This window comes from Streptomyces sp. NPDC012508 (assembly GCF_042902595.1).
Classification (GTDB): Bacteria; Actinomycetota; Actinomycetes; order Streptomycetales; family Streptomycetaceae; genus Streptomyces.
Genome location: NZ_JBIBEO010000007.1, coordinates 498,097 through 523,257, shown reverse-complemented (window position 1 = coordinate 523,257; position 25,161 = coordinate 498,097). Strand labels below are relative to the sequence as shown.

Here is a 25,161-nt window from a genome sequence, read left to right as displayed (position 1 = left end):
GGTGATCGGGACGAATTGGGGGGATTCTCCATGATGGCATCCGTGACGCGGACGCGGAACGCGGCGGCCGCTCCCTCCTCCGCTCCCCGGCTGCCCGCGCAGGGCGACGCACCCTCGGCCGTCTCACCTCGACTTCAGGCACGTCCGGGACACTTCGGATCGTTCCGATTGCAACAGCTCGTACTGATCGAAATCGCGGCGGCGCTGCTGCTCGTGGCGTGGGTCGTCGAGCCGTTGTTGCTGGTGCCCGCCGGCGCCCTGTCGACGCTGCTCGTCCTGCTCGCGGTGGTGCGCCGGCACAGCCGCTCGTTGCCGGAGTGGCTCGCCACCTACCTGGCCCTGCGAACGCGTACGCGCCGGGCCGCCTCGCTCGGCGTCCCGGAGAGCACGGAGCCCGGGCTCGCACCGGTCGTGGAATGCGATCCGGCGCTGCGCACGTACGGGTACAGCGACCGGGACCGCAGGCCCGTGGGAATGATCGGCGACGGTACGTTCCTCACCGCGCTGGTGCGCGTCGACTCGGAGGCCACGGCGCTGCGTTCGGACCGCGCCTCACGGCCGCTGCCCGTCGCGCTCGTCCGGGACGTCCTGGACGTGGACGGCATCAGGCTGGAGTCCGCGCAGATCGTGCAGCACACGCAGCCGGCGCCCGCGCCGCATCTGCCGGAGCAGTCGATGGCCAAGCGGAACTACGCGCCGCTGCAGGCGCAGACGGGTTCACCGGCGCTGCGGATCACCTGGGTGGCGCTGAAGCTGGACCCGGAGCTCTGTCCGGAGGCGGTCGCCGCGCGCGGCGGCGGACTCAAGGGTGCCCAGAAGTGTGTGGTACGCGCCGCGGACCAGTTGGCGAGCCGGCTGGCCGGCGCCGGGTTCAAGGCGACCGTGCTCACCGAGCAGGAGCTGATCGCCGCCCTGGCGACGTCCACGTGCGCGAGCCCGATGGCCATCGCCCAGGCCGGACGGGGCGGGGCACAGGCGCGGCGGACCCAGGAGACGCCGAGGACCTGGCGGGTCGACGACCGGCGCCATACGACGTACTGGGTGGGACGCTGGCCGCAGCTCGGCGTCCCGGGTGGCGCGGATGCGTCCATGCCGCAGCTGATCGCGCTGCTGACCTCGCTGCCGGCGCTCGCGACGACGTTCAGTCTGACGCTCAGCGGCGGTGACCGTCAGGAGGTGACGGTGGCCGGCCACGTACGGATCACCGGCCGCAGCGACGAGGAGCTCGTGACCGCGCGGCGCGAACTGGAGCGTGCGGCACGTGGGGTGAAGACGGGTCTGGTGCGGCTCGACCGCGAGCAGGTGCCGGCCATGCTGGCCTCGCTGCCGCTCGGAGGTGCTCGCTGATGTCCTTCCCCACCTCGCCCTCTTCTTCGCCCTCTTCGCAGCCGTCTCCCGGCAACCGGGGTACGGATCCCGGCGCCCGTTCCGATGGGCGCAGGCGCGGCGGTACCGGACGCGGTACGGGGCGGACCGCGCGGCCCCGGTTCGGCTTCGGGCTCGTCGGGCCGCGCCGCGACCGGCACGCGGTACCGCTGGAGCAGCTCGGCGCACTCGGCCTTCCGGTCGGCGACGACGGCATGGTCATCGGCGTGGACGCCGAGGGCCGGCCCGCTGTGCTCGGCATCAACCGGCCCACTCCGTACGAGGTGACGTTGATCGGCGGCCTGTGGACGGCGCAGGTGTTGGCGCTGCGCGCAGCCGCGACCGGAGCGCGCGTGGCCGTGGAGACCGGCCGGGCACAGGCGTGGACCGGGCTCGCCCAGGCCGCGGGCGGTGGTCAGCCGTGCATCACGCTGCACGATGTCGGCCGGGTCCCGCCGCAGGGCGCCTCGGCCGGCAGCCCTGTGGTCGTGGTGCGGGACTGCGGGATGCGTCCGCCGCGCGGCCGGGTGGTGTCCGGCCCCTGGCAGTCGGTGGTGACGCTGCTGCCGTACCTGAGCCCGGTGGCTCCGCGTCTCCTGGAGAAGTCCGCGCTGGTCGGCATCCAGCGGGTGTCGCCGGACGAAGCCGCGCAGATCGGCCGGATCATGGGGCTGCCCCGTGCGGAGTCCGAGGCGTTGTCGACGCTCGCCGACGGTGTGAGCCTCTGGTGCACACCGAGCGACCGGCAGTTCGTGATGACGCAGGCGACAGACACCGAGACCGGATTGTTGGGCACCGCCCGCCGGATGGACTGACGGCTCGACAACTTTCCATCCCGTCCTTTTTTGTGCGCATTTGAACCTCCGCGTGATCACCTGGGGGTTCACTCTGCGGTGCCGGTAGGTCACTTGGGGGCGAGACGTGATCTACAGGACAGATACGGCCGGGCAGTCCGGCCTGCCCCACGGACGCGGTTGGCGTTTAGGGTGGGTAGGGCCCGCCCACGACAGCACAAGGGTGCGCGACCACACCAGGAGGCAAAGTGAACGGCGATCGGGACGGGATCCACGGGGGTTGGAATCCACCCGCCGATGATCAGTCCGACGCGGATCCCGCCGAGATGACGGGTGAGTTCACCATCGACTACACCCCTCCGGCCTGGTACACGCAGAACGCGTCGGGATCAGCCGGTTCGGGGGGCACCGAGAGTGCGATGCCACCGCCGCCGGGCAGCGCGCCTCTTGGCGTCCCGGGGCTTCCGGCGAACAGCGGCTTCGAGCCCAACTATGCGCCTCAGGCGCCGGTACCACCGGCTTCGGCTCCGGCCCCTGGCGCGCCCGTCGAGCCTGCCGCGCCCGTTCCGGCACCGGTCGCGCCCACGCCCGCCGCACCGGCCGTGGCCGCCGACAGCGGGGCGTTCGGCAACGGCGATCTGGAGAGCGGCGCCACCATGCGCTTCTCCCCCGCCGCGCTCAAGCGCGAGATGGCGGAGATCTCCGAGCGCGCGGCGGCCGCCGCGGCCGGGAACGCGCGCACGGAGGAGACCGGCGGAGACTCCGCCCCGGGTACGGCGACGGGCGACGCCCCGGCCGGCCAGGGACACTCCGGTGACCAGGCGCCGCCCCCGGCGGCCCCTCCGGCGGCGACGGACGGCGCGACGGGTCCCCGTACCGATGCGACGACGGACGCCGCCGGCGCGGGCACCCCGCCCGCGTTCGACACCCACGGCGCTCCCGCCGCAGCGCAGGACGACTCCGAGGACGGTTCCTCGGAGACCGCCGGCCCTGCAGAGGGAGGGGGCGCCGACCCGACGCAGAAGGACGCGGCGGCTGCCGCAGGCTCACCCACGAGCGAGCTTTCGCCGGCGGACTCCGGAGAGTCCGCGGCGGACACCGCGAGCGGGCCGGAGCAGGGTCCGGCGGACGCCGTCGCGGACACTGCGCCGGAGGCCGACCAGGCGCCCGGCGTCCCGGCACCACCGGCGGCCCGGCCCTCCGAGCCGGACGAGTTCGCGCTGCGCGCCGCCGATGCCCCCCAGGCCGCTCCCGCGCCCGGGCAGGCCGACCAGCCGGAGCCGCAGGACGCGGTCCCGGCGGCGTTGCCGTCTGCCGCGGTGCCGCCCGCAGTGCCTACGGCGCCCGCGCCGCAGGACGGGGCCGGACTGCCTCCGCTGCCGCCGTCGTTCCAGCCCGCGGCTCCCACGCCCGCGCAGCAGTGGCCGGCCCCGGAACCCACCGGCACGCCGACGGCTCCGCCGGCCGCGCCGGCGCCGGCCGCCGCCTGGCAGACCCCGGCGGCTCCCGTGCCGCCGCAGGGTGGGTACGGATTCCCGCAGCCCGGACAGCCCCAGACGCCGCAGGCCCCCGCGCCCGAGGCACCTCAGGCTCCGCAGGCGCCCGCCCCGCAGGGTGGCTACGGCTTCCCGCAGCCGGGACAGCCCCAGCCCGCCCCCGTACCGCCGCAGGGCCCCGCGCCCGAGGCGCCCCAGGCTCCGCAGGCGCCCGCCCCGCAAGGTGGCTACGGGTTCCCCCAGCCCGGACAGCCCCAGCCCGCCCCCGTACCGCCGCAGGCACAGGGTGGGTACAGCTTCCCGCAGCCCGGACAGCCCCAGCCCCAGGCGCCGCAGCCGCCCGCGCCCGAGGCGCCACAGGCTCCGCAGGGTGGCTACGGCTTCCCGCAGCCCGGACAGCCCCAGCCCCCGACGCCGCAGCCGCCCGCGCCCGAGGCACCCCAGGCACCGCAGGCGCCCGCGCCGCAAGGTGGCTATGGGTTCCCCCAGCCGGGACAACCCCAGCCCGCACCCGTACCGCCGCAGGCCCCCGCGCCCGAGGCACCTCAGGCTCCGCAGGCGCCCGCCCCGCAGGGTGGGTACGGGTTCCCCCAGCCCGGGCAGCCCCAGCCCACCCCCGTGCCCCCGCAGGCGCAGGGCGGGTACGGCTTCCCGCAGCAGGGCGAGGCCCCCGCCCCGCAGGGTGGGTACGGCTTCCCGCACCCCGCCCAGCCTCAGCCGCAGCCCGACGCGCAGGTTCCGCCGCAGGCGCCCGTCGATCCGCGGACCGGTGCCGCCTGGCCCACCCCCGTCACGCACGACCAGCGTGAGCGGTCGGTGCCGGGTGCCCCGCTCGGGTACACCGCCGCCGTCGAGCTCTCCTCCGACCGTCTGCTGCGCAACAACAAGCAGAAGGCCAAGTCCAGCCGGAACCCGGCCGCCTCCGCCCGCTTCAAGATCGGCGGCAAGAAGGAGGAGGCCGAGCGGCAGCGCAAGCTCGACCTCATCCGTACGCCGGTCCTGTCCTGCTACCGGATCGCGGTCATCTCCCTCAAGGGCGGTGTCGGCAAGACCACGACGACCACCGCGCTCGGCGCGACCCTGGCCACCGAGCGGCAGGACAAGATCCTCGCCATCGACGCCAACCCGGACGCAGGCACGCTCGGCCGCCGGGTACGGCGCGAGACCGGGGCCACCATTCGTGACCTCGTGCAGGCGATCCCGTACCTCCACTCGTACATGGACATCCGCCGCTTCACCTCACAGGCGCCCTCCGGTCTGGAGATCATCGCCAACGACGTGGACCCGGCCGTCTCGACGACGTTCAACGACGAGGACTACCGGCGGGCGATCGACGTCCTGGGCAAGCAGTACCCGGTCATCCTCACCGACTCCGGTACGGGTCTGCTCTACAGCGCGATGCGCGGTGTGCTGGACCTCGCCGACCAGCTGATCATCATCTCCACCCCGTCCGTCGACGGTGCCTCCAGCGCCTCGACGACGCTCGACTGGCTCTCCGCCCACGGGTACGCGGAGCTGGTGCAGCGCTCGATCACGGTCATCTCCGGAGTGCGCGAGACCGGCAAGATGATCAAGGTCGACGACATCGTGCAGCACTTCCAGACCCGCTGCCGCGGGGTGATCGTGGTGCCGTTCGACGAGCACCTGTCGGCGGGCGCCGAGGTCGACCTCGACATGATGCGGCCGAAGACGCGTGAGGCGTACTTCAACCTGTCGGCGATGGTCGCCGAGGACTTCTCCCGTGCGCAGCAGGCGCAGGGGCTGTGGACGGGCGACGGCCAGGGCACCCTGCCGCCGAACATGGCCCCGCCGATGCCGGGCCAGCAGCAGATGCCGGGTCAGCAGCCCATGCCCGAACAGCCGATGCCCGGTCAGCAGCCGATGCCCGGACAGCCCATGCCCGGTCAGGCCGCCCCCGGTCAGCCGTACGCGCCTCAGCCCGGACAGCCGTACGCCCCGCAGCCCCCGCAGCCGGGTCAGCCGTACGCGCCCCAGCCGTACCCCCAGCAGCCGCAGCAGCAGCAGGCACAGCCGTACCCCCAGGCCCAGCCGCAGCCCTACCCGCAGCAGCCCTACGCGCCTCAGCCCGGACAGCCGGGTGAGCCCGGGCAGCCGCCTCAGTACGGCCAGCCCGGCCAGCCCGGCTCGCCCCAGGGCTGGGAGCAGCCCCCCGGGCAGCCCGTACCCCCGCAGGCGCAAGCGGATCCGAACGCTCCCGTACCCCCCGCCGGGTGGCCGCAGCAGCACCCCCAGACGCCTCCGCAGGCTCCGCCAGCCCCTCAGCAGTAAGGCGTCACAGGAGTAGACCAATGAGGCCCCGCACCGGCTCCCCGGTGCGGGGCCTTCCTGTATTCCCGCAGCCCACAAGGGGTTTGAGTCATCGTTGACGACGCTGTCCACCGCTGATAAACCTTCGCTTCACCAGTTGGCGCCCAAGATCCACGACGCGAGGTACGTCCTATGGTCATGGTCACGAAGGTCCCGCCCCGCCCTGCCACCCCCCGCAGACTGCCCCGGCTGCTCCTCGCCGCGGGCGTCGCCGCCACTACGCTCATGGCCGTTCCCCAGGTCACGGCCCAGGCGGCGCCGGCCGCCGAAGGCGACGCGAAGAGCGGTGGCACCACCCTCACCGTCGCCGTCTCGCAGAGCGTCGACTCCCTGAGCCCGTTCCTCGCCCAGAAGCTCGTCTCGACCAGCATCCACCGGTTGGCGTACGAGTACCTGACCAACTACGACGCCGACGACGCCCGGGCGATCCCGGGTCTGGCGACCGCGTGGACGCCCTCGCCGGACAAGCTCACCTGGACGTACACGATCCGCGAGGACTCGAAGTGGTCCGACGGCAAGCAGGCCACCGCCGAGGACGCGGCCTGGACCTTCAACAAGATGATGACGGACCCGAACGCCGCCACCGCGAACGGCAGCTTCACGTCCAACTTCAAGAAGGTCACCGCGCCCGACCCGCGAACCCTCGTCATCGAGCTGAAGAAGCCGCAGGCCACGATGACGGCGCTCGACGTGCCGATCGTGCCCAAGCACGTCTGGGAGAAGGTCGGCGACTTCTCGAAGTTCAACAACGACCAGCAGTTCCCGATCGTCGGCAACGGGCCGTTCGTCATCACGGACTTCAAGGTCGACCAGTACATCAAGATGAAGCCGAACAAGGGCTTCTGGCGGGGCGCACCCAAGTTCGACGAGCTGGTGTTCAAGTACTACAAGGACGGTGACGCCGCCGTCGCCGCGCTGCAGAAGGGCGAGGTGTCGTTCGTCTCGAACCTGACGCCCGCTCAGGCAGACGCGCTGAAGTCCACCAAGAACATCAAGGTCAACGACGCTCCCGGCCGGCGCTTCTTCGCCCTGGCCACCAATCCGGGCGCCCGCTCCAAGGACGGCAAGACCTTCGGCAACGGCCACCCGGCGCTCCTCGACCCGGCGGTCCGCAAGGCGCTCTTCCTGGCCGTCGACCGCACGACGATCGTCGACAAGGTCTTCCAGGGCCACGCCGTCGAGGGCGAGGGCTACATCCCGCCGCGCTTCGGCGCGTACTTCTGGAAGCCGGGCGCCGGGCAGAAGCTCGCCTACGACCCGGCCAAGGCCGCGCTCCTCCTCGACCAGGCCGGATACAAGAAGAACGGCGAGGGCAAGCGGGTCGGCAAGAACGGCAGGCCGCTCGACTTCCGGATCCTCTGTCACGCCACCGACCCGAACGACAAGGCGGTCGGGAAGTACCTCCAGGAGTGGTGGGGCGAGCTCGGCATCGGGCTGAAGGTCGAGTGCCTCGACAACGTCGGCGATCCGTGGACCAAGGGCGACTACGACCTCGCGTTCGACGGCTGGTCGGTCAACCCGGACCCCGACTACGTGCTGTCGATCCACACCTGCGGCGCGCTGCCCGCGACCCCGAAGGACAGCGGCGCCACCGACAACTTCATCTGCGACAAGCAGTTCGACACGCTCTACGCGCAGCAGTCGGCGGAGTACGACGCCGCCAAGCGGGCGGATCTCGTCAAGCGGATGCAGTCGAGACTGTATGACACCGGGTACATGAACATCATGGCCTACCCGAACGCCCTGGAGGCGTACCGCTCGGACCAGATCAAGTCCATCACGACCATGCCGGCGGCCGCCGGCAACCTCTGGGGTCAGGACGGCTACTGGAGCTGGTGGTCGGCCGTGCCGACCCCGGCGTCCACCGCCGCCGGATCGGAGAGCGAGTCGTCCAACGGTGTCGTCCTCGGTATCGGCGCGGCCGTGGTCGTCGTGGTCGGTGCCGGCGTCTTCCTCGGCATGCGGCGGCGCTCCACCGCCGACGACCGCGAGTAGACGAGCGGCGACGTGACGACAGCAAGCACCCCCGCCGACGTGGTGCGGACCGACAAGGTCCGCACCACGGACGGCGCGTCCCGCACCGGTACGACCCTCCAGTACCTCCGCTACGTGGCCGGGAAGCTGGGCGGCGCGGCCGTCTCGCTCTTCGCCGTCCTGGTCACCAGCTTCTTCCTGTTCCGGATCATCCCCGGTGACCCGGTCAAGGCGATGACCCACGGGATCCCCACCTCGGCCGAGCAGCTGGCGACGCTGCGCCGGCAGTTCGGGCTCGATCTGCCGCTGTGGCAGCAGTTCACGGACTACTGCGCCAAGGCGCTGAGCGGCGATCTCGGCACCTCGTACCAGTTCCATGCCCCGGTCGGCGATCTCATCGCGACGAAGCTGCCGGCGACGCTGCTGCTGACCGGTGTCGCCGTGGTGATCTACTCGGCGCTCGGCCTCTGGCTCGGCACCCGCTCCGCCTGGCACCACGGCGGTCTCGGCGACAAGGTGAGCACGGGCGTCGCGCTGACCCTGTGGTCCGTGCCCTCGTTCTGGCTCGGGCTGCTCCTGATCATCGTCTTCTCGGTCGGCATCGGGCCGATCCCCGGGCTCTTCCCCACCGGCGGTATGGAGTCGGGCGCGGGTGAGACCGGCTTCGCGTACGTCCTCGACGTCGCCCACCACATGGTGCTGCCGGTCGTCACCCTGGTGGCGGTGGGCTACGCGCAGACGCTGCTCGTCATGCGCTCGTCGCTGCTCGACGAGATGGGCAGCGACTATCTGACGACCGCGCGGGCGAAGGGGCTGCGCGACGACGTCGTACGGCGCCGGCACGCCGTACCGAACGCGCTGCTGCCGACGGTGACCATGGTCTTCATCAACCTCGGCCATGTGGCGGCCGGTTCGATCCTGGTGGAGACGGTGTTCTCCTGGCCGGGGCTCGGCGGGCTGTTCTACCAGGCGCTCAGCGTGCCCGATCTGCCACTGGTCCAGGGCCTGTTCGTGGTCTTCGCCGGCGCGATGATCGTGATGAACCTCATCGCCGATCTGCTCTATCCGCTGCTCGACCCCCGGGTGGGCCGATGACCTCCTCGTCACTCTCCTCTCTGGCCTGGGAACGCCGCCGCGGTACGGTGTCCCGCTTCTGGAAGCAGTACCGCACCCACCGCGCGGGTCTCTACGGTCTCGCCGGACTCGCCCTGATCGCCCTGCTCGCCCTCGCCGCCCCGCTGATCGTCGGCGCGGACGTGCAGTCGGTGACGAACGCGCCGGGTACGGCCATGGAGTCGCCGAGTACCGAATTCCCGCTGGGGACGGACCAGTTCGGGCGGTCGCTGCTCGGGCTGCTGATCTGGGGCGCGCGAATCTCACTGCTCGTCGGGCTGCTCGCGGCGGCTCTCTCGGTCGCCATCGGCACCCTCGTCGGGATCATCGCCGGGCATTACGGCGGCTGGTTCTCGACGGTCGTCATGCGCATCACGGACTGGTTCCTCGTCATGCCGGCCCTCGTCCTCGCGATCGTCCTCGCGACCGTGATGTCCCGGTCGATGTGGACGGTGATCCTCGCGATCGGTGTCACCAGCTGGCCGACCACGGCCCGGCTGGTGCGCGCCCAGACGATCGCGGTGGAGTCCCGCCCGTACATCGAGCGGGCCACGGCGCTCGGCGGCGGACACGGGCACATCATGAGCCGGCACGTGCTGCCCAACGTGATGCCGCTGGTGCTCGCCCAGACCACGCTCGGCATCTCCACAGCCATCCTCACCGAGGCGACGCTCGCCTTCCTGGGCCTCGGCGATCCGACGGTGGTCTCCTGGGGCGGCATGCTCCAGGACGCCCGCGAGGCGGGCGCGGTCTCGTCCGGTCACTGGTGGTACCTCGCCCCGCCCGGGATCGCGATCGCGCTGGTCGCGCTGGCCTTCACGCTGTGCGGGCGGGCGGTCGAGTCCGTACTGAACCCGAAGCTGGGGGTGGGGCGATGAGCCTGCTCGAGGTACAGAACCTGACGGTGACGTACGGGTCGGGGGCGTCCGCCGTCCCCGCCGTACGGGGCGTCGATCTCACCCTGGCCGCCGGGCAGAAGCTCGGGGTCGCGGGCGAGTCGGGGTGCGGGAAGTCGACGATGGCGCTGGCGCTGCTGCGCCTGCTGCCCGCGTCGGCGCGGCTGACGGGGCAGATCCTCCTCGACGGCGAGGACGTCCTCGCCATGAAGTGGGGGCGGCTGCGGGCCGTGCGCTGGGCGGGGGCGTCGATCGTCTTCCAGGGCGCGATGCACTCGCTCAACGCGGTGCAGCGGATCGGCGACCAGATCGCGGAGCCGCTGCTCGTGCACGGGCGTCCGACCCCGGCGGAGGCGCGGAAGCGGGTCGGGGAGCTCCTGGAGCACGTCGGCCTGCCGACGGCGCGGGCGGCGGCGTATCCGCACGAGCTGTCCGGCGGGCAGCGGCAGCGCGTGATGATCGCGATGGCGCTCGCCTGCGATCCGCGGCTGATCGTGGCGGACGAGCCGACGACGGCGCTCGATGTGATGATCCAGGCGCAGATCCTGCGGCTGATCGAGCGTCTGGTGGCCGACGACGGCATCAGTCTGCTGATGATCAGCCACGATCTGGCGGTCCTCGCCGACACCTGCGACCGGCTCGCCGTGATGTACGCGGGGCGTGTGGTGGAGGAGGGCCCGGCGCGGGAGGTGTACGACGCGGCGGAGCACCCGTACGGGCGCGCCCTGTCCTCGGCCTTCCCGAGGATCGGCGACCCGGCGTCACGCCGGGCGCCGCGCGGGCTGCCGGGCGATCCGCCGGACCCGGCCGATCTGCCGGGCGGCTGCGCGTTCCACCCGCGCTGTCCGGCGGCGGTGGAGGTCTGCGGTGAGCAGGACCAGGAGTTGCGGGAGGCGGGCGTGGGGCGCCGCGCCGCCTGCGTACACGTAGGGAGTGGCTCATGAACCCGCTGACACCGGACGCCGCACCGACGGGCGCGGGAGCGAGCGCGGGCACGTCGGTGGCCTCGGCGTCCCCCGCGGGCGCGGCGGAGGCCGTGGGTCCGCTGCTGTCGGCGAGCGGGTTGCGCGTCACCTTCCCCGGAAGGCGGGGCGCTCCTCCCGCGCGGGCCGTGGACGGGGTGGATCTGGACATCGGCGCCGGGGAGATCGTGGCCCTGGTCGGCGAGTCGGGGTGCGGCAAGACCACGCTGGCGCGGTCGCTGCTCGGACTGGTGCCGCCGACCTCCGGCTCCGTCACCTTTGCCGGTGCGCCGCTCTCGTACACCTCGCGCGCGCTCAAGGCGTACCGCAGGCGCGCCCAGCTGGTCCTCCAGGACCCCAGCGGCTCCCTGAACCCCCGGCACACGGTGTACGACGCGGTGGCCGAGGGGCTGCGGATCCACCGGTACGACGGGGACGAGCGGACGGCCGTCGCGGAGGCCCTGTCCCGGGCGGGCCTGCGCCCCCCGGAGCGGTTCTTCCTGCGCTATCCGCACGAGCTGTCCGGCGGGCAGCGTCAGCGCGTCGTCATCGCGGGCGCGCTGGTCCTCCAGCCCGAGCTGATCGTCGCGGACGAGCCGGTGGCCTCGCTGGACGCGTCGGTACGGGGCGAGATCCTGGCGCTGCTGCTGCGGCTCCGCGACGAACTGGGGCTCTCGGCGCTGGTCGTGACGCACGACCTGGGACTCGCGTGGAACATCGCGGACCGGGTGGCGGTGATGTATCTGGGGCGGATCGTGGAGACCGGGACGGTGGAGTCCGTCCTGACCGCCCCTCAGCACCCGTACACCCGGGCCCTGTTGTCCGTCCTGCCGGAGTCCGAAGGGGCGCCTGTGGTGCTGACCGGCGAGCCGCCGGACCCGGCCCGCATCCCGTCCGGGTGCCGCTTCCACGCCCGCTGCCAGGTCCTCGCCTCGGGCGAGGCCTCGGAGGTCGCGGACCGCTGCCGGGGCGAGGATCTGCCGGTGCTCGGCGGCGGCGGTACGCGGGAGGTGGCCTGCCACTGGGTGGCCGGCGGCGCGAAGGTGGTCTGACGCGCGGCCCCCGGGGGGGTCAGCTCTTCTTGTCGTACGCCGCGGTGAGTTCCCGGGCCTGTTTCACGTCCCCGGCCATCGCCGCGAGCAGGTCGTCGAGCGTGTCGAACTTGAGCATGCCGCGGACGTACGCCAGGAAGTCGACGGCCACGTGCAGGCCGTACAGGTCCAGGCCCTCGCGGTCGATGGCGTACGCCTCGACCGTCCGCTCCGTCCCGTCGAACTGGGGGTTCGTGCCGACCGAGATCGCGGCCGGCATGCGCTCCCCGGCGGCGGTCAGCCAGCCGGCGTACACGCCGTCCGCCGGGATCGCGGTGTGCGGCAGGGTCTCCACATTGGCCGTGGGGAAGCCCAGCTCACGGCCGCGCTGGGCGCCGCGGACGACGATGCCCTCGACGCGGTGGGGGCGTCCGAGGATCTCGGCGGCGCCCTCCACGTCGCCCTCGGCGACCAGTCGGCGGGTGAGCGTGGAGGAGAACGGCTCCCCGCCGCCCGCCGTGCCGCTCACGAAGAGGTCGATGACCTCGACCTCGTAGTCGTAGGTGGCGCCGAGCTCGGTGAGGTAGGCGACGTTGCCCGCGGCGCGGTGGCCGAAGCGGAAGTTCGGTCCCTCGACGACGGCCTTGGCGTGCAGCTTGTCGACGAGGACCTTCACGATGAAGTCCGCCGGGGAGAGCTGCGAGAAGTCGGCCGTGAAGGGCAGGACGAGCACCGCGTCCACGCCCAGCTCCGCCATCAGCTCGGCGCGGCGGGGGTGCGGGGCGAGCAGCGGGGGGTGGCTGCCGGGCCGTACGACCTCGGAGGGGTGCGGCTCGAAGGTGACGACGACCGAGGGCACGCCCAGCTCACGGGCGCGCTCCACGGCCCTCCCGATGATCAGCTGGTGTCCGCGGTGCACCCCGTCGTAGGAGCCGATGGTGACGACGCTGCGCCCCCAGTCCTGGGGGATGTCCTCCAAGCCACGCCAGCGCTGCACTGTGACCGCTCCTCGTCCGCCTGTTCGCCGATTACGCCGGTCTAAGACTGCCATGCCCACGGCCTTCTCCTCGCATCGGCATGGACCTGCCGATGCTCTGGACCGTACGACGGGCGCCGGGGCCGACCACGACGGCCCACTCGTCGGGGGCGTCGGCGAGCCAGCGGGCCAGCTGGGTGGCGAACGCGGGTACTTCGCGGGCGAGCTCGACGAGCCTCCGGTCGCAGCAGGTCGCCCCTTCGGGCGTACGGACGAGGAGGAGGGCGCTGCGGTGGACGAGGTCGCGGGTGCGGACCTCGGGGCGCCGCTCGCAGCCGAGGGCGGCGGCCCGCAGCAGGGCGTCGAGCACGGCGAGGTCCCGTGCCGCGTACCGCTCGTGGTCGAGGAGTACGTCGAGAAGTTCGGTACGCAGCAGGCGGGAGGCTCCTGTGCCGGGCGCGGCGAGCACGGGGGCGAGGGCGCTGCGGACCTGGACGGGCCTGCCGCGCAGCAGGCCGGTGACCAGGGGGAACAGGACGGCGCGGGCGGCGGGGCCGTGTTCGAGGCGGCGGTCGACGAACGCGGCGGCGTGGTGGGCGCCGTCGGGGTGGCGGTCGACGTACGCGCCGACGAGTGCGGCGGCGCGCCGGGCGAGCGCGGGCGTGGTGACCTCGGCGAGCGCGCGCAGGGTCTCTCCGGCGGCCTCGCCGGGCCCGTGCAGCCGGGCCTCGAGGGCGGCGAGGACGGGTTCGGGGTGGGTGGCGAGCGCGGCGGTGAGGGCGTCCGCGGGGACGCGCGGGTGGGTCAGGGCGCGGGGCAGATGACGGGATCGGGTGTGCGGGTCGCGGACGAGGAGGCCGAGGGCGGGACCGTGCAGGTCCGCGTCGCCGGGGCGGGCGAGCAGGGCGAGGGCGGCGTAGCCGAGGAGTTCGCGGTCGGGGCCGGTCGTGGCGTGCGGGGCGACCAGGCTGCCGTACGCGGCGGCCGCGGCGCGGCGCGCGGGCCGGCCGTCGTCGTGGGCCCAGCGGTCGACGGCCCGGCACACGGCCGAGGGCTCGTCCTCGGTGAGCGCGGTGAGCAGCCCGTCGGCGAGCGGGTGGGCGGTGGCGACGAGCGCTTCGCAGAGGTCGTCGACGGCCAGGTGCCGATGGGTGTGCAGGAGGGCCTGCGCGGCGGTGCCGACGGTGGCGTACGGGGCGGCGGCGAGGGCGCGTCCGTCTCCGAACCAGCGGCAGAGCAGCGGCTGTACGCCACGGGGCTCGGCGACGAGGCGTGCGGCGACGACGTCGAGGAACCTGGGGGCCGTGGTGGCGCCGACGGGCGGGTCGGCCGGCACGAGCCGCCGTAGCAGGTCGATCCGCTCCCCCTCCCCGATCCGCAGGACCTGCCAGAACGCGGGCCCGAAGACGGGGGCGGCCGCCGGTGCGGAGGGGGCCCGTGGTGGGGGCGGGGTGGCTGGTGCGGAGAGGGGGGCCACGGGCCCGGTTTCCGGGGCGGGGCGCGGCTGGGGGATCCCCTCGCCCGCGAGGGGCGCGGGCCGGGGGCCGCCCAGGTGGTCGGCGAGGCGGCGGAGGACCGGGAGGTAGGGCCGGGGGTCCTGGAGCCGGAGCAGGGTCTGGGCGAGGAGCCGGGAGGCCCACCAACCGGCGTCGCTGGTCGCCAGGCCCTCGGCGCGGAGCCGGTTCAGGGCCTCGGCCAGTCCGCTCAGGCGGAGCCCGAGCGCGTCGGAGCCGTGTTCGCGATCCATCAGAAGCAGGGCCTGAACGACGGGCCCGATCCGGTGCCGGGGCACGGGCAACGGACCCTCCGCCGGAACCTCCGGAGAGGCCCCTGACGCTGCCAGGGCGGGGGTGATGGTCCCTGGCGGTGCCGGGGCGGGGGTGGTCGTCCCCGGCCCGGCAGGAGCGAGCGTGGTTACCTCCGGCCGTGCCTGGCCGGGCGTAGCGCCCCCTTGCCATGACGAGCCGGCGGCTGTGGTCCCCGGCTGTGCCGGGGCAGGCGTCGTCGCCCCCGGCCGTGCCGGGGCTTCCGGCGAGGCCCCCCGGCGCGCCGGGCCGGGCGTAGTGACGCCGGCGAGTGTGCGCAGGGCTTCGTCGGCGTCCAGGTGGGCGCCCTGGATCCAGTCGGCGAGCTCCTCGTGGCCGAGGCGGTAGCCGGAGCCGGCCGGGACGACGAGCCCCTCGGTCAGGACGGCGGAGGCCCAGCCGGTCCGCCAGGGGAAGAGCTCTTCGAAGGAGCCGCGGTCCAGTTCGCCCTGCCCGGGCCCGAGGCATCTGCGGGCCGCCTCGTGGATCTGCCCGGCGACCCGCGTGGCGAGCCGGCGTACGTCGGCGCCGCGCGGGACGGGGCGGGTTCCGGCGGCGATCCGTACGGCGACCCGCAGACACATCAGGTCGAGGTGGGCGCCGAGGATCTCCTCCCGCCCGGGTCTCCCCGGCGCTCCCCCGGGCACGGCGTCCCGTACCTCGGCGAGCAGCCGCAGCGTGAGGGGGTGCCGGGCGTCGTCGGCGGCCAGATCGGTGAGGTCGAGTCCGTAGCGCGCGCGGGCGAGCCTCGCCTCCTCCTCGGTGAGGTCCCCGAGCGGTACGGCGCCGGGCACCGCCCCGGCTTCCGGCATGGCACCGGGCCTGTGGAGGGACTCGGGGGTGTAGTGCCGGAACGCCTGTTCCCAGTGCTCCGGGCGGCAGCCGAGCATCAGCCGGGCGCCATGGGCGCGGAGCCAGGTCTCGGTGCCCGTCGTCCAGCCGGGGAGGCGGTGCGCGAGGGCGGGCGGCATCTCCTCGGGGCCGTCGAGGACGATCAGCAGCGGCCGGCCGGCCGCGCGGGCGAGCGCCGCGGCGTGTTCGGGGGTGGCGGCCGTGGTGTCGCCGCGGGCTCCCGAGGCGGTGACGACACGGCCGGCCTGGCGCAGGACGCGGGCCACGGCGTCGGCGACCGAGGTGTCGTCGGCGCGCAGGTCGGCCCCGCGCAGCCAGACCGTGGGGGCGGGCTCGGCGCCGCGGGCCCGCTCGGCGCGGTGGGCGGCGAGCGCCGTCGTACGGCCGCTGCCGGGGGCGCCGACGAGGGCGAGGACCAGGGCGTCCGAGGCGGCGAAGGCGGTGAACTCGCGGACGCAGACGCCCCGTTCGACGGGCGCGGGCGCGGTCCGGGTCCCCGCCGGGTCCACGGCCCCGGCGGAGGTGGCGGTGAGTTCCAGGACGGCCGCCAGATTGAGCTCGGGGCCGTAGCAGGGCGCGGTCGCCGCGTTGCGCCTCAGCAGCTCGGCGAGCGGGCCGACGGGCGCGAGCGGCAGGGCGTATCCGGCGGCCCGGTGGTCGCCGTGCAGGGCGGTGGCGAGGACGGCGAGGACCGCCCCGGTCTCCGGGTCCACGACGGGCCCGCCCGTGGCCTGTCCACCGAGCCGCAGGGCATCGGCGCCTTCGGTGCCGATGGCCAGCTCCCAGGCGTGGCCGAGGATCCGCCGGCGGCCGGCTCCCGCGTGGGTGACGGCCGCCGCGCCGAGAACCCGGGCCTCCCGCCAGCCGTGCGCCGCGATCCGTACGTACGTCCCGGCCTCGACCCCGGTCCGCCCCGAGACCGGCATCGGCCGGACGTCGAGCCCCTCGGTCCGTACGAGTGCGAGACCCGTCCCGGGCAGGGCGGTGACGGCGTCGGCCTCGGCTGCGTACGTCCGGTCGCCGGGGGCGCGCAGGACGATCCGTACGAGCCCGTCGACGGCCTCGTGACTGGTGACGACCGTTCCCCGGTCGTCGGCCACGAAGCCGGTTCCGCGCGGTCGGCCCGCGGGATCGCAGATCCGTACCAGAGTGCCGAGGTCCCCGCGTCCCATGGTGTCGACGGTAGGTCGGCGGTGATCACTCCGAGAACCACACAGGCCGAACGCGCCCCCCAGCGCTCCCCCGTTTCACTCCGAGCGCCTGCCCGAAGGGGTGAATACGCGGATCGGAGTGGATAGATACTCGCCCGGGGGGGATCGGGGGATCACCCGGGGGGAGTGTGGAGCGGGCACGCGTGCGTGCCCGCTCCACCATGGTCCACACCGACGCGTCAGCCGAAGACGGCGAGGCTCTTGGCCTTGCCCTTCTGGTCCTCCACGAGGGCGAGCAGCCGGTCCCCCGGCCCGAAGACCGCGACCGGGCCCGCCGGGTAGGACGGCATCTCCAGGCGGACGCCGTTCAGCAGCAGCCGGCCCCGCTTCTCGTCGACGTCCCAGCGCGGGAACGCCGCGGCGGCCGCCTCGGCGACCGGCATGACCGTCAGCTCCTCCTGGAGCTGGTCGAGCGTCCGCGCCGAGTCGAGCTTGTACGGGCCGACCCGGGTCCTTCGCAGCGCGGTCAGATGACCGCCCACGCCGAGCCCGGCGCCCAGGTCGCGGGCGAGCGCCCTGATGTACGTACCGGAGGAGCAGACCACCGAGACGACGAGGTCCACGACGGGCGTGCCGTCCTCGGCGACGGCCTCGCGGACGTCGTACACCTGGAAGGACGAGACCGTGACCGGGCGGGCCGGAATCTCGAACTCCTCGCCGCCGCGCACGCGCGCGTACGACCGCTTGCCGTCGATCTTGATGGCGGAGACCTTCGACGGCACCTGCATGATGGCGCCGGTCAGCTCCGCCACGCCCGCGTCGATCCCCTCACGGGTCACCTTGGACGCGTCCACGGAGGCCGTGATCTCACCCTCGGCGTCGTCGGTGATCGTCGTCTGGCCGAGGCGGATGGTGCCGAGGTACTCCTTCTCGGTCAGTGCGAGGTGACCGAGCAGCTTGGTCGCCCGCTCCACACCGAGGACGAGCACGCCCGTCGCCATGGGGTCGAGCGTGCCCGCGTGGCCGACACGGCGGGTCTTGGCGATCCCGCGCATCTTGGCCACGACGTCGTGCGAAGTGAAGCCCGACGGCTTGTCGACGATGACAAGGCCGTCGGGCGTCTTTGCGGTGCTCATCAGGCGGTGGTGCCCTCTTCGTCCTCGTCCTCGGGCTTGCGGTACGGGTCGGCCTCGCCGGCGTACTTCGCGCCCGAGGACGCCTCGCGCACCTTGGCGTCCGAGGCCCGCGCCTTGTCGAGGAGGTCCTCGATCGTCTTGGCGGTCTCCGGAAGGGCGTCCGCGACGAAGGTCAGCGTCGGCGTGAACTTCGTCCCGGCGGCGGCACCGACGGCGGAGCGCAGGATGCCCTTGGCGCTCTCCAGGCCGGCGGCCGCGCTGGCCCGCTCCTCGTCGTCGCCGTAGACCGTGTAGAAGACCGTGGCCTCCCGCAGGTCACCGGTGACGCGGGTGTCCGTGATGGTCACGTGCGTACCCAGGCGCGGGTCCTTGATGCCGCGCTGCAGCTTCTCGGCGACCACCTCCCGGATGAGGTCCGCCAGCTTCTTCGCCCGCGCGTTGTCGGCCACTGGTCCTTCTCCTTCTTTGCCTTGCTCATTCAGTCTTCATCAGTGTGGAGCCTGCGTCGCACCGACAGCAGCTCCACCTCGGGCCGGGCCGCGACCAGCCGCTCACAGCGGTCGAGCACGTCCGATACGAACCCCGGGTCCCCGGACACCAGCGCGACGCCCAGACGGGCCCTGCGATGGAGGTCCTGGTCGCCCACCTCGGCCGCGCTCACGGAGAACTTGCGCTGGAGCTCGGCGACGATGGGCCGGACGACGGAGCGTTTCTCCTTCAACGAATGAACGTCGCCGAGGAGCAGATCGAAGGACAGAGTCCCCACGTACATGTAGTGCCGGATGTCCCGCCGGTTCGGGTTCGGTGGCCCGCCATGCCGTCGCTTGGCAGGAACACCAGAACCGTACACGCAACGGCCGGGGCCGATCGACGGAATACTTTCCGCCGACCGGCCCCGACCTACCGCTGCACTCAGGCGCGCGGCTTCTCGCGCATCTCGTACGTCGCGATGACGTCGTCGATCTTGATGTCGTTGAAGTTTCCGAGGTTGATACCGCCCTCGAAGCCTTCGCGGATCTCGGTGACGTCGTCCTTGAAGCGGCGCAGACCGTGGATCGTGAGGTCCTCGGCGATGACCTTGCCGTCGCGGACGAGGCGCGCCTTGGTGTTGCGCTTGACCTCGCCGGAGCGGATGAGGACACCGGCGATGTTGCCCAGCTTGGACGAGCGGAAGACCTCGCGGATCTCCGCCGTACCGAGCTCGACCTCTTCGTACTCCGGCTTGAGGAGGCCCTTGAGCGCCGCCTCGATCTCCTCGATGGCCTGGTAGATCACCGAGTAGTACCGGACGTCGACACCCTCGCGCTCCGCCATCTGGGCCGCACGGCCGGCAGCCCGGACGTTGTAGCCGATGACGATGGCGTCGGAGCCCATGGCCAGGTCGATGTCGGACTCGGTGACCGCACCCACACCGCGGTGCAGGACACGGATGTCGACCTCTTCGCCGACGTCGAGCTGGAGCAGCGAGGACTCGAGAGCCTCGACCGCACCGGACGCGTCGCCCTTGATGATGAGGTTGAGTTCCTGGACCAGACCGGCCTTGAGCACCTTGTCGAGGTCCTCGAGGGACACCCGGCGGACGCGCTTGGCGAAGGCGGCGTTGCGCTCACGCGCAGCACGCTTCTCGGCGATCTGACGCGCCGTACGGTCCTCGTCGACGACCAGGAGGTTGTCGCCGGCACCCGGCACGTTGGTGAGACCGAGCACCAGGACGGGAGTCGACGGGGTCGCCTCCTCGACGTTGTTGCCCTTGTCGTCGAGCATCGCCCGGACACGGCCGTACGCGTCGCCGACCACCACGGTGTCGCCGATGCGCAGCGTTCCGCGCTGGACCAGGACGGTCGAGACGGCACCGCGACCGCGGTCGAGGTGGGACTCGATCGCAATACCCTGCGCGTCCTGGTTCGGGTTGGCCCGAAGGTCGAGCGAGGCGTCGGCGGTGAGGACGACGGCCTCCAGCAGGGAGTCGATGTGCAGACCCTGCTTGGCGGAGATGTCGACGAACATCGTGTCGCCGCCGTACTCCTCGGCCACCAGACCGAACTCGGTCAGCTGACCGCGGACCTTGGTCGGGTCGGCACCCTCGACGTCGATCTTGTTGACCGCGACGACGATCGGGACGCCGGCGGCCTTGGCGTGGTTGAGCGCCTCGATCGTCTGCGGCATGACGCCGTCGTTGGCCGCGACCACGAGGATCGCGATGTCGGTCGACTTCGCACCACGGGCACGCATGGCGGTGAACGCCTCGTGACCCGGGGTGTCGATGAAGGTGATGCGACGCTCTTCGCCGTTGACCTCGGTACCCACCTGGTAGGCACCGATGTGCTGGGTGATGCCACCGGCCTCGCCCGCGACGACGTTCGTCTTGCGGATCGCGTCGAGAAGTCGGGTCTTACCGTGGTCGACGTGGCCCATGACGGTGACGACCGGCGGACGGGAGACCAGAGCCTCTTCGCCGCCCTCGTCCTCGCCGAACTCGATGTCGAAGGACTCGAGGAGCTCGCGGTCCTCCTCCTCCGGGGAGACGATCTGAACCGTGTAGTTCATCTCGTCGCCGAGCATCTGCAGCGTGTCGTCGGAGACGGACTGCGTGGCCGTCACCATCTCACCGAGGTTCATCATCACCGCGACGAGCGACGCCGGGTTGGCGCCGATCTTCTCGGCGAAGTCGGTGAGGGAGGCACCGCGCGACAGGCGAATGGTCTCGCCGCCACCGCGGGGCAGCATCACGCCGCCGACCGACGGGGCCTGCATGGCCTCGTACTCCTGGCGCCTCTGACGCTTCGACTTGCGACCACGACGCGCGGGACCGCCGGGGCGACCGAAGGCGCCCTGCGTGCCACCACGGCCACCGGGGCCACCGGGACGGCCACCGAAGCCGCCGGGACGACCGCCGAAGCCGCCGCCACCGCCGCCGGGACCACCCGGACGACCGCCGCCGCCACCACCGGGACCACCGGGACGACCGGCGAAGCCGCCGCCGCCACCGCCGGGACCGGCCGGACGGCCGGCGAAGCCGCCGCCGCCACCGGGACGACCGCCGCCGCCACCCGGACGACCACCGGGGCCACCGGGACCACGACCGCCGCCGGGGCCACCACCGGGACGCGGGCCGGCAGCGGGACGCTGCGGCATCATGCCCGGGTTCGGACGGTTACCGCCGGGCGCGCCGCCCGGACGGGGAGCCTGCGGACGAGGCATGCCACCGGGGGTCGGACGGGCACCGCCCTGACCCTGGGGACGCGGGGCGCCACCGGGGCCGCCCTGCGGACGCGGGGCGCCCGGAACGGCACCGCCGCCGGGACGGGGGGCACCGCCACCCGGACGGGGCGCCTGCGGGCGCGCCATTCCGGTGGAGCCACCCGAGGTGAAGGGGTTGTTGCCCGGACGCGGACCGGCCGGACGGGCACCGCCCGGACGCGGAGCGCCCTGGCCCTGCGGACGCGGGGCACCCTGGCCCTGCGGACGCGGCGCGCCCTGACCCGGACGGGCGGGACGCTCGCCGGCGGGACGGGGTCCCGGGGTCGCGCCACCGGGACGCTGACCGGCGGCGGGAGCCGACGGAGGCGCGGTGAACTCGGGCGCGGCCGGAGCCGGCGTGACCGGCTTGGGCGCGGGCTTCGGGCCCGGGCGGGGGCCCGAGGCGGCCGGAGCCGGAGAAGGGGTGCTGCTCGCCGGAGCCGCCGGGGTGACCGGGGCCGCAGGCGCGGCGGGGGCCGGCTTGGGGGCCGGGGCGCCGGGCTTCGGGGCAGCGGGACGTGCCGCGGCGGCCGGAGACGGCGCCGCGGGCTTCGAGGGGGCGGCCTTACGAGGCGCGCCAGGCTTCGCAGCGGTCTTGCCGGCGCCACCGCCGGGACCCTGCAACGCATCAGTCAACTTGCGCACGACCGGCGCCTCGATCGTCGAGGACGCCGAACGGACGAATTCACCGAGTTCTTGGAGCTTGGCCATGACGACCTTGCTCTCCACACCGAACTCCTTGGCGAGTTCGTATACCCGGACCTTAGCCACTTCGCTCCTTTTAGGTCCGGTTACCGCCGGACCGTCGCTACTTCATGGGCGTACTCATCGCGTACTCATCGAGTGCTCATCGCAATCTCGACCTACTTCCAACTCGCGAGGTACCTGACCGCACGGTTCTCCGTGCCGTACTTCTTCTTACTGGGTGAGCTGCTCCAGCCGACACCTGATTTCCGCCAGTTCGAGCGGCCCCTGGACCTTGAAGGCCCTCGGGAACGCCCGGCGACGGACCGCCAGGTCGAGACAGACCGAGGCGGGGTGCAGATACGCACCCCGGCCGGGCAGCGTACCGCGATGATCGGGGACACAAGCGCCCTCGACCGCCACGATGCGCAGCAGATCGCTCTTGGCCGCTCGCTCCCGGCATCCCACACAGGTTCGCTCAGGGCACGCGCGGGCATGCGTCCGGCCAGACACGGTTAAGTCTACCTCCCCGTACCGACCTCACCCGTTTGGGGCAAAATTCGAACGGTCGTTTGTCGTGATCTCGCTCTCACACCAGGTGACGAGGGCGGGATCTCTTCCTTGCGGCTCCTTGCGGCGCGCTCAGTCCCGATCGCGCTGCTCGTCGGACGGCTGCTCGGTGTCCGGACGGATGTCGATGCGCCAGCCGGTCAGACGGGCGGCCAGGCGGGCGTTCTGGCCCTCCTTGCCGATCGCCAGCGACAGCTGGTAGTCCGGCACGGTCACCCGCGCGGAGCGGGCGGCCAGGTCGACGATCTCGACCTTGGAGACCCGGGCCGGGGAGAGCGCGCTGGCCACCATCTCGGCCGGGTCGTCCGACCAGTCGACGATGTCGATCTTCTCGCCGAGCAGCTCGGCCATGACATTGCGCACCCGGCTGCCCATGGGGCCGATGCAGGCTCCCTTGGCGTTCAGGCCCGAACGGGTGGACCGTACGGCGATCTTGGTGCGGTGGCCGGCCTCACGGGCGATCGCCGCGATCTCGACGGAACCGTCGGCGATCTCGGGGACCTCCAGGGCGAACAGCTTCTTCACCAGATTGGGGTGGGTGCGCGAAAGGGTGACGGAAGGACCGCGGACACCCTTGGCGACCCGGACCACGTACGTACGCAGCCGCAGACCGTGCGTGTAGTCCTCGCCCGGTACCTGCTCCTGCACCGGAAGGATGGCCTCGAGCTTGTCGTCCAGCTTGACGAGGACGTTCTTCGGGTCCTTGCCCTGCTGCACCATGCCGGCCACGATGTCGCCCTCACGGCGGGCGTACTCGCCGAAGGTGACGTCGTTCTCGGCGTCGCGCAGCCGCTGCTGGATGACCTGGCGGGCCGTGCTCGCGGCGATCCGGCCGAAGTCCGACGGAGTGTCGTCGAACTCCTTGGGCTCCTGGCCCTCCTCCAGCTCGGAGGGGTCCTCCTTGGCCCACACCGTCACATGACCGGTCTGCCGGTTCAGCTCCACGCGCGCGTGGCGGCGGGCCGAGGGGGTGCGGTGGTATGCGATGAGGAGGGCCGACTCGATCGCCTCGACCAACAGATCGAAGGAGATCTCCTTCTCTTGTGCCAAGCCCTTCAGGAGCTTCACGTCGATGTCCACGGCTACGCCTCCTCTTCCTTCTTGTCCTTGCGGTTGAACTCGATCTCGACACGCGCCTTGGCGACGTCCGCGAACTCGACCCGGCGGGCGGTGGGCTTGCGCCCCTTCACGCCCGGCACCTCGAGGTCGATGCCGTCCTCGTCCACGGCGAGGATCCGCGCGACGAGCTCCGCGCCGTCGTTCAGCTGCAGCTTGGCCAGGCGCCCGGTGGCGCGCACGTAGTGGCGGTGCTCGGTGAGCGGGCGCTCCGCGCCCGGGGTGCCGACTTCGAGGGTGTACTCGCCCTCGCCCATCGCGTCGGTCTCGTCCAGCTTCGCCGAGAGCGCGCGGCTCACATCGGCGACCTGGTCCAGGTCGGCGCCTTCGTCGGAGTCGACGACCACACGCAGCACCCGCTTGCGTCCCACGGAGGCCACCTCGAGCTCTTCGAGATCGAGTCCCTGCGAGGCGATGAGCGGCTCAAGGAGTGCTCGCAGCCTGTCGCTCTGGGTGGTGCTCATCCGGGTGACTCCTCGGCCGCGTGTGCTGTTGTGGGTTCGTCGCGTGTCAGACCAAAGGGTATCCGGTCGCGGGGGGTGTTGCCGTCCACGGGGCCGGGGGCCGCGGGTACGCTCGCCTGCGGTGATCTTCGATCCGGGCCGAGGGAGTGAATGTGGGGCGCACGGGGACCGTAGGCAGGCGCGCGCTCCTGGCTGCCGGGGCGGTGACGCTGGCCGGCTGCACCTCGGAGGGCGGCGGCGGGCGGCCGAGGAAGCCTTCCGCCGCCGAACGGGCGGCGCTGGCCGAGGCGGCGCTTCGCCGCAGGTCGGCGTCGACCAGCAGGGATCTGCTGGAACGTTACGACGCGGTGCTCGCCGCGCATCCCCCGCTGGCGCAGCGCCTGGCCCCGCTGCGGGCGGCGGTGGCGGCCCATGTCGCCGCGCTGGCCGAGGGCGCGGCGAAGGACGCCCCTTCGGCGGACACCCGACCGGCGGACACGGGCGCCGAGCGGGCGACGAGCGGCACGGCGACCGGTTCGGCGAGCCCGGTCCCTTCCGGTTCGGCGGCGCCGGCCTCCGGTGCCCCGGCCTCGGGAGCACCCGTCTCCGGGGCGCCCGTCCCGCCCGCCGTGGCCACCGATCCTGCGGTCGCCCTCAAGGACCTGGCGGCGGCCGCCCGGTCGACCGCCGACGTCCACGCGGCGACGCTGCTCGACGCGCCGCCCGAGTACGCCCGGCTGCTCGCCTCGGTGGCGGCGGCCGGAGCGGCCCACGCGTATCTGCTGACCGAAGGAGGACGGGGATGAGCGCCCTCGACGCGGCGCGCGCCGCCCTCGCCGCCGAGCACGCGGCGGTGTACGGGTACGGCGTCGTCGGCGGCAGGATCGGCGCCGAGCGGCGCGCGGAGGCCACGGCGGCGTACGAGGCGCACCGCGCCCGCCGCGACGGGCTGCGCAGGACCGTGCGGGACCTGGGCGGCGAACCGGTGGCCGCGGCGGCCGGCTACGAGCTGCCGTTCCCGGTGCCGGACACGGCCGCCGCCGTACGTCTCGCCGCCGTCCTGGAGGACCGCGTGGCCGGGGTGTACTCCGATCTCGTACGGGCGGCGGAGGGGCCGCTGCGGCGGGACGCGGCCGCCGCGTTGCGGGAGGCGGCGGTCCGGGCCGTTCGCTGGCGCGGTACCGACGTAACCTTTCCTGGGCTCGCCGAGCGGGCGTAGGCCCCTTTGA

The 25,161-nt window shown here is 73.0% G+C and carries 19 protein-coding genes; 10 read left to right on the top strand and 9 right to left on the bottom strand.

Going from position 1 to position 25,161, the window contains the following annotated elements:
* Positions 1-33: 33 nt before the first annotated feature.
* The 8 genes from eccE (at position 34) to ACFY8U_RS25900 (ending at position 11,980) form a co-directional block, all read left to right on the top strand.
* Positions 34-1,347: a type VII secretion protein EccE gene (gene eccE, locus ACFY8U_RS25935; RefSeq protein ID WP_389574185.1), complete on the top strand. Its 1,314-nt coding sequence runs from the start codon at positions 34-36 to the stop codon at positions 1,345-1,347.
* Positions 1,347-2,180: a hypothetical protein gene (locus ACFY8U_RS25930; RefSeq protein WP_389574087.1), complete on the top strand. Its 834-nt coding sequence runs from the start codon at positions 1,347-1,349 to the stop codon at positions 2,178-2,180. The genes eccE and ACFY8U_RS25930 overlap by 1 nt, the downstream gene beginning before the upstream one ends.
* Positions 2,181-2,407: 227 nt before the next feature.
* Positions 2,408-5,944, top strand: coding sequence for an SCO5717 family growth-regulating ATPase (locus tag ACFY8U_RS25925; protein WP_389574085.1), 3,537 nt, complete (start codon positions 2,408-2,410; stop codon positions 5,942-5,944).
* A 177-nt stretch (positions 5,945-6,121) separates the two neighbouring features.
* Positions 6,122-7,978, top strand: a complete 1,857-nt coding sequence (locus ACFY8U_RS25920) for an ABC transporter substrate-binding protein (RefSeq protein WP_389574183.1) — start codon at positions 6,122-6,124, stop codon at positions 7,976-7,978.
* 12 nt (positions 7,979-7,990) lie between these two features.
* Positions 7,991-9,052, top strand: coding sequence for an ABC transporter permease (locus ACFY8U_RS25915; RefSeq protein WP_389574083.1), 1,062 nt, complete (start codon positions 7,991-7,993; stop codon positions 9,050-9,052).
* The gene (locus tag ACFY8U_RS25910) at positions 9,049-9,948 is read left to right on the top strand and encodes an ABC transporter permease (RefSeq protein WP_361603484.1); all 900 of its coding nucleotides are present in this window, start codon (positions 9,049-9,051) and stop codon (positions 9,946-9,948) included. Before ACFY8U_RS25915 ends, ACFY8U_RS25910 begins: the two co-directional genes overlap by 4 nt.
* The gene (locus ACFY8U_RS25905; RefSeq protein WP_389574080.1) at positions 9,945-10,910 is read left to right on the top strand and encodes an ABC transporter ATP-binding protein; all 966 of its coding nucleotides are present in this window, start codon (positions 9,945-9,947) and stop codon (positions 10,908-10,910) included. Before ACFY8U_RS25910 ends, ACFY8U_RS25905 begins: the two co-directional genes overlap by 4 nt.
* Entirely contained in the window at positions 10,907-11,980 is a 1,074-nt protein-coding gene (locus ACFY8U_RS25900; protein ID WP_389574077.1) for an ABC transporter ATP-binding protein, read from the top strand. The genes ACFY8U_RS25905 and ACFY8U_RS25900 overlap by 4 nt, the downstream gene beginning before the upstream one ends.
* A 19-nt stretch (positions 11,981-11,999) precedes the next feature.
* Here ACFY8U_RS25900 and ACFY8U_RS25895 read toward each other — a convergent pair whose 3' ends face one another.
* From ACFY8U_RS25895 to rimP, 9 genes are all read right to left on the bottom strand, one after another.
* Positions 12,000-12,956: a bifunctional riboflavin kinase/FAD synthetase gene (locus tag ACFY8U_RS25895; protein ID WP_361434413.1), complete on the bottom strand. Its 957-nt coding sequence runs from the start codon at positions 12,954-12,956 to the stop codon at positions 12,000-12,002.
* Between the two features lie 31 nt (positions 12,957-12,987).
* On the bottom strand, positions 12,988-16,764 hold the full coding sequence (locus ACFY8U_RS25890) for a trypsin-like peptidase domain-containing protein (protein ID WP_389574074.1): 3,777 nt from the start codon (positions 16,762-16,764) through the stop codon (positions 12,988-12,990).
* A 218-nt stretch (positions 16,765-16,982) separates the two neighbouring features.
* Positions 16,983-17,879: a tRNA pseudouridine(55) synthase TruB gene (gene truB / locus ACFY8U_RS25885; protein WP_389574072.1), complete on the bottom strand. Its 897-nt coding sequence runs from the start codon at positions 17,877-17,879 to the stop codon at positions 16,983-16,985.
* Positions 17,879-18,328 (bottom strand): 30S ribosome-binding factor RbfA, encoded by a 450-nt coding sequence (gene rbfA / locus ACFY8U_RS25880; RefSeq protein WP_361434416.1) that lies wholly within the window; start codon positions 18,326-18,328, stop codon positions 17,879-17,881. Before rbfA ends, truB begins: the two co-directional genes overlap by 1 nt.
* A 29-nt stretch (positions 18,329-18,357) precedes the next feature.
* Entirely contained in the window at positions 18,358-18,651 is a 294-nt protein-coding gene (locus tag ACFY8U_RS25875) for a DUF503 domain-containing protein (RefSeq protein WP_019889861.1), read from the bottom strand.
* Between the two features lie 140 nt (positions 18,652-18,791).
* Positions 18,792-21,890: a translation initiation factor IF-2 gene (gene infB, locus ACFY8U_RS25870; protein ID WP_361434417.1), complete on the bottom strand. Its 3,099-nt coding sequence runs from the start codon at positions 21,888-21,890 to the stop codon at positions 18,792-18,794.
* Between the two features lie 147 nt (positions 21,891-22,037).
* On the bottom strand, positions 22,038-22,316 hold the full coding sequence (locus ACFY8U_RS25865; RefSeq protein ID WP_352191528.1) for a YlxR family protein: 279 nt from the start codon (positions 22,314-22,316) through the stop codon (positions 22,038-22,040).
* Between the two features lie 129 nt (positions 22,317-22,445).
* Positions 22,446-23,453 (bottom strand): transcription termination factor NusA, encoded by a 1,008-nt coding sequence (gene nusA / locus ACFY8U_RS25860; RefSeq protein WP_389574067.1) that lies wholly within the window; start codon positions 23,451-23,453, stop codon positions 22,446-22,448.
* A gap of 2 nt (positions 23,454-23,455) precedes the next feature.
* Positions 23,456-23,953 carry a ribosome maturation factor RimP gene (rimP, locus tag ACFY8U_RS25855; protein ID WP_361434419.1) on the bottom strand — a complete coding sequence of 166 codons (498 nt, stop codon included), beginning with the start codon at positions 23,951-23,953 and terminating at the stop codon, positions 23,456-23,458.
* A 152-nt stretch (positions 23,954-24,105) separates the two neighbouring features.
* On the opposite strand from rimP, the gene ACFY8U_RS25850 reads away from it, so the two are divergent.
* Positions 24,106-24,738: a hypothetical protein gene (locus ACFY8U_RS25850; RefSeq protein WP_389574064.1), complete on the top strand. Its 633-nt coding sequence runs from the start codon at positions 24,106-24,108 to the stop codon at positions 24,736-24,738.
* Positions 24,735-25,151 (top strand): ferritin-like domain-containing protein, encoded by a 417-nt coding sequence (locus ACFY8U_RS25845; protein ID WP_361768881.1) that lies wholly within the window; start codon positions 24,735-24,737, stop codon positions 25,149-25,151. Before ACFY8U_RS25850 ends, ACFY8U_RS25845 begins: the two co-directional genes overlap by 4 nt.
* Positions 25,152-25,161 lie beyond the last annotated feature (10 nt).

Excerpts from the sequence above, each read along its gene's own strand:
- eccE (WP_389574185.1), top strand. The coding sequence starts at position 34 with ATGGCATCCGTGACGCGGACGCGGAACGCGGCGGCCGCTCCCTCCTCC.
- ACFY8U_RS25930 (WP_389574087.1), top strand. The coding sequence starts at position 1,347 with ATGTCCTTCCCCACCTCGCCCTCTTCTTCGCCCTCTTCGCAGCCGTCT.
- ACFY8U_RS25920 (WP_389574183.1), top strand. The coding sequence starts at position 6,122 with ATGGTCACGAAGGTCCCGCCCCGCCCTGCCACCCCCCGCAGACTGCCC.
- ACFY8U_RS25910 (WP_361603484.1), top strand. The coding sequence starts at position 9,049 with ATGACCTCCTCGTCACTCTCCTCTCTGGCCTGGGAACGCCGCCGCGGT.
- ACFY8U_RS25905 (WP_389574080.1), top strand. The coding sequence starts at position 9,945 with ATGAGCCTGCTCGAGGTACAGAACCTGACGGTGACGTACGGGTCGGGG.
- ACFY8U_RS25900 (WP_389574077.1), top strand. The coding sequence starts at position 10,907 with ATGAACCCGCTGACACCGGACGCCGCACCGACGGGCGCGGGAGCGAGC.
- ACFY8U_RS25890 (WP_389574074.1), bottom strand. The coding sequence starts at position 16,764 with ATGGGACGCGGGGACCTCGGCACTCTGGTACGGATCTGCGATCCCGCG.
- truB (WP_389574072.1), bottom strand. The coding sequence starts at position 17,879 with ATGAGCACCGCAAAGACGCCCGACGGCCTTGTCATCGTCGACAAGCCG.
- ACFY8U_RS25875 (WP_019889861.1), bottom strand. The coding sequence starts at position 18,651 with ATGTACGTGGGGACTCTGTCCTTCGATCTGCTCCTCGGCGACGTTCAT.
- rimP (WP_361434419.1), bottom strand. The coding sequence starts at position 23,953 with ATGAGCACCACCCAGAGCGACAGGCTGCGAGCACTCCTTGAGCCGCTC.
- ACFY8U_RS25845 (WP_361768881.1), top strand. The coding sequence starts at position 24,735 with ATGAGCGCCCTCGACGCGGCGCGCGCCGCCCTCGCCGCCGAGCACGCG.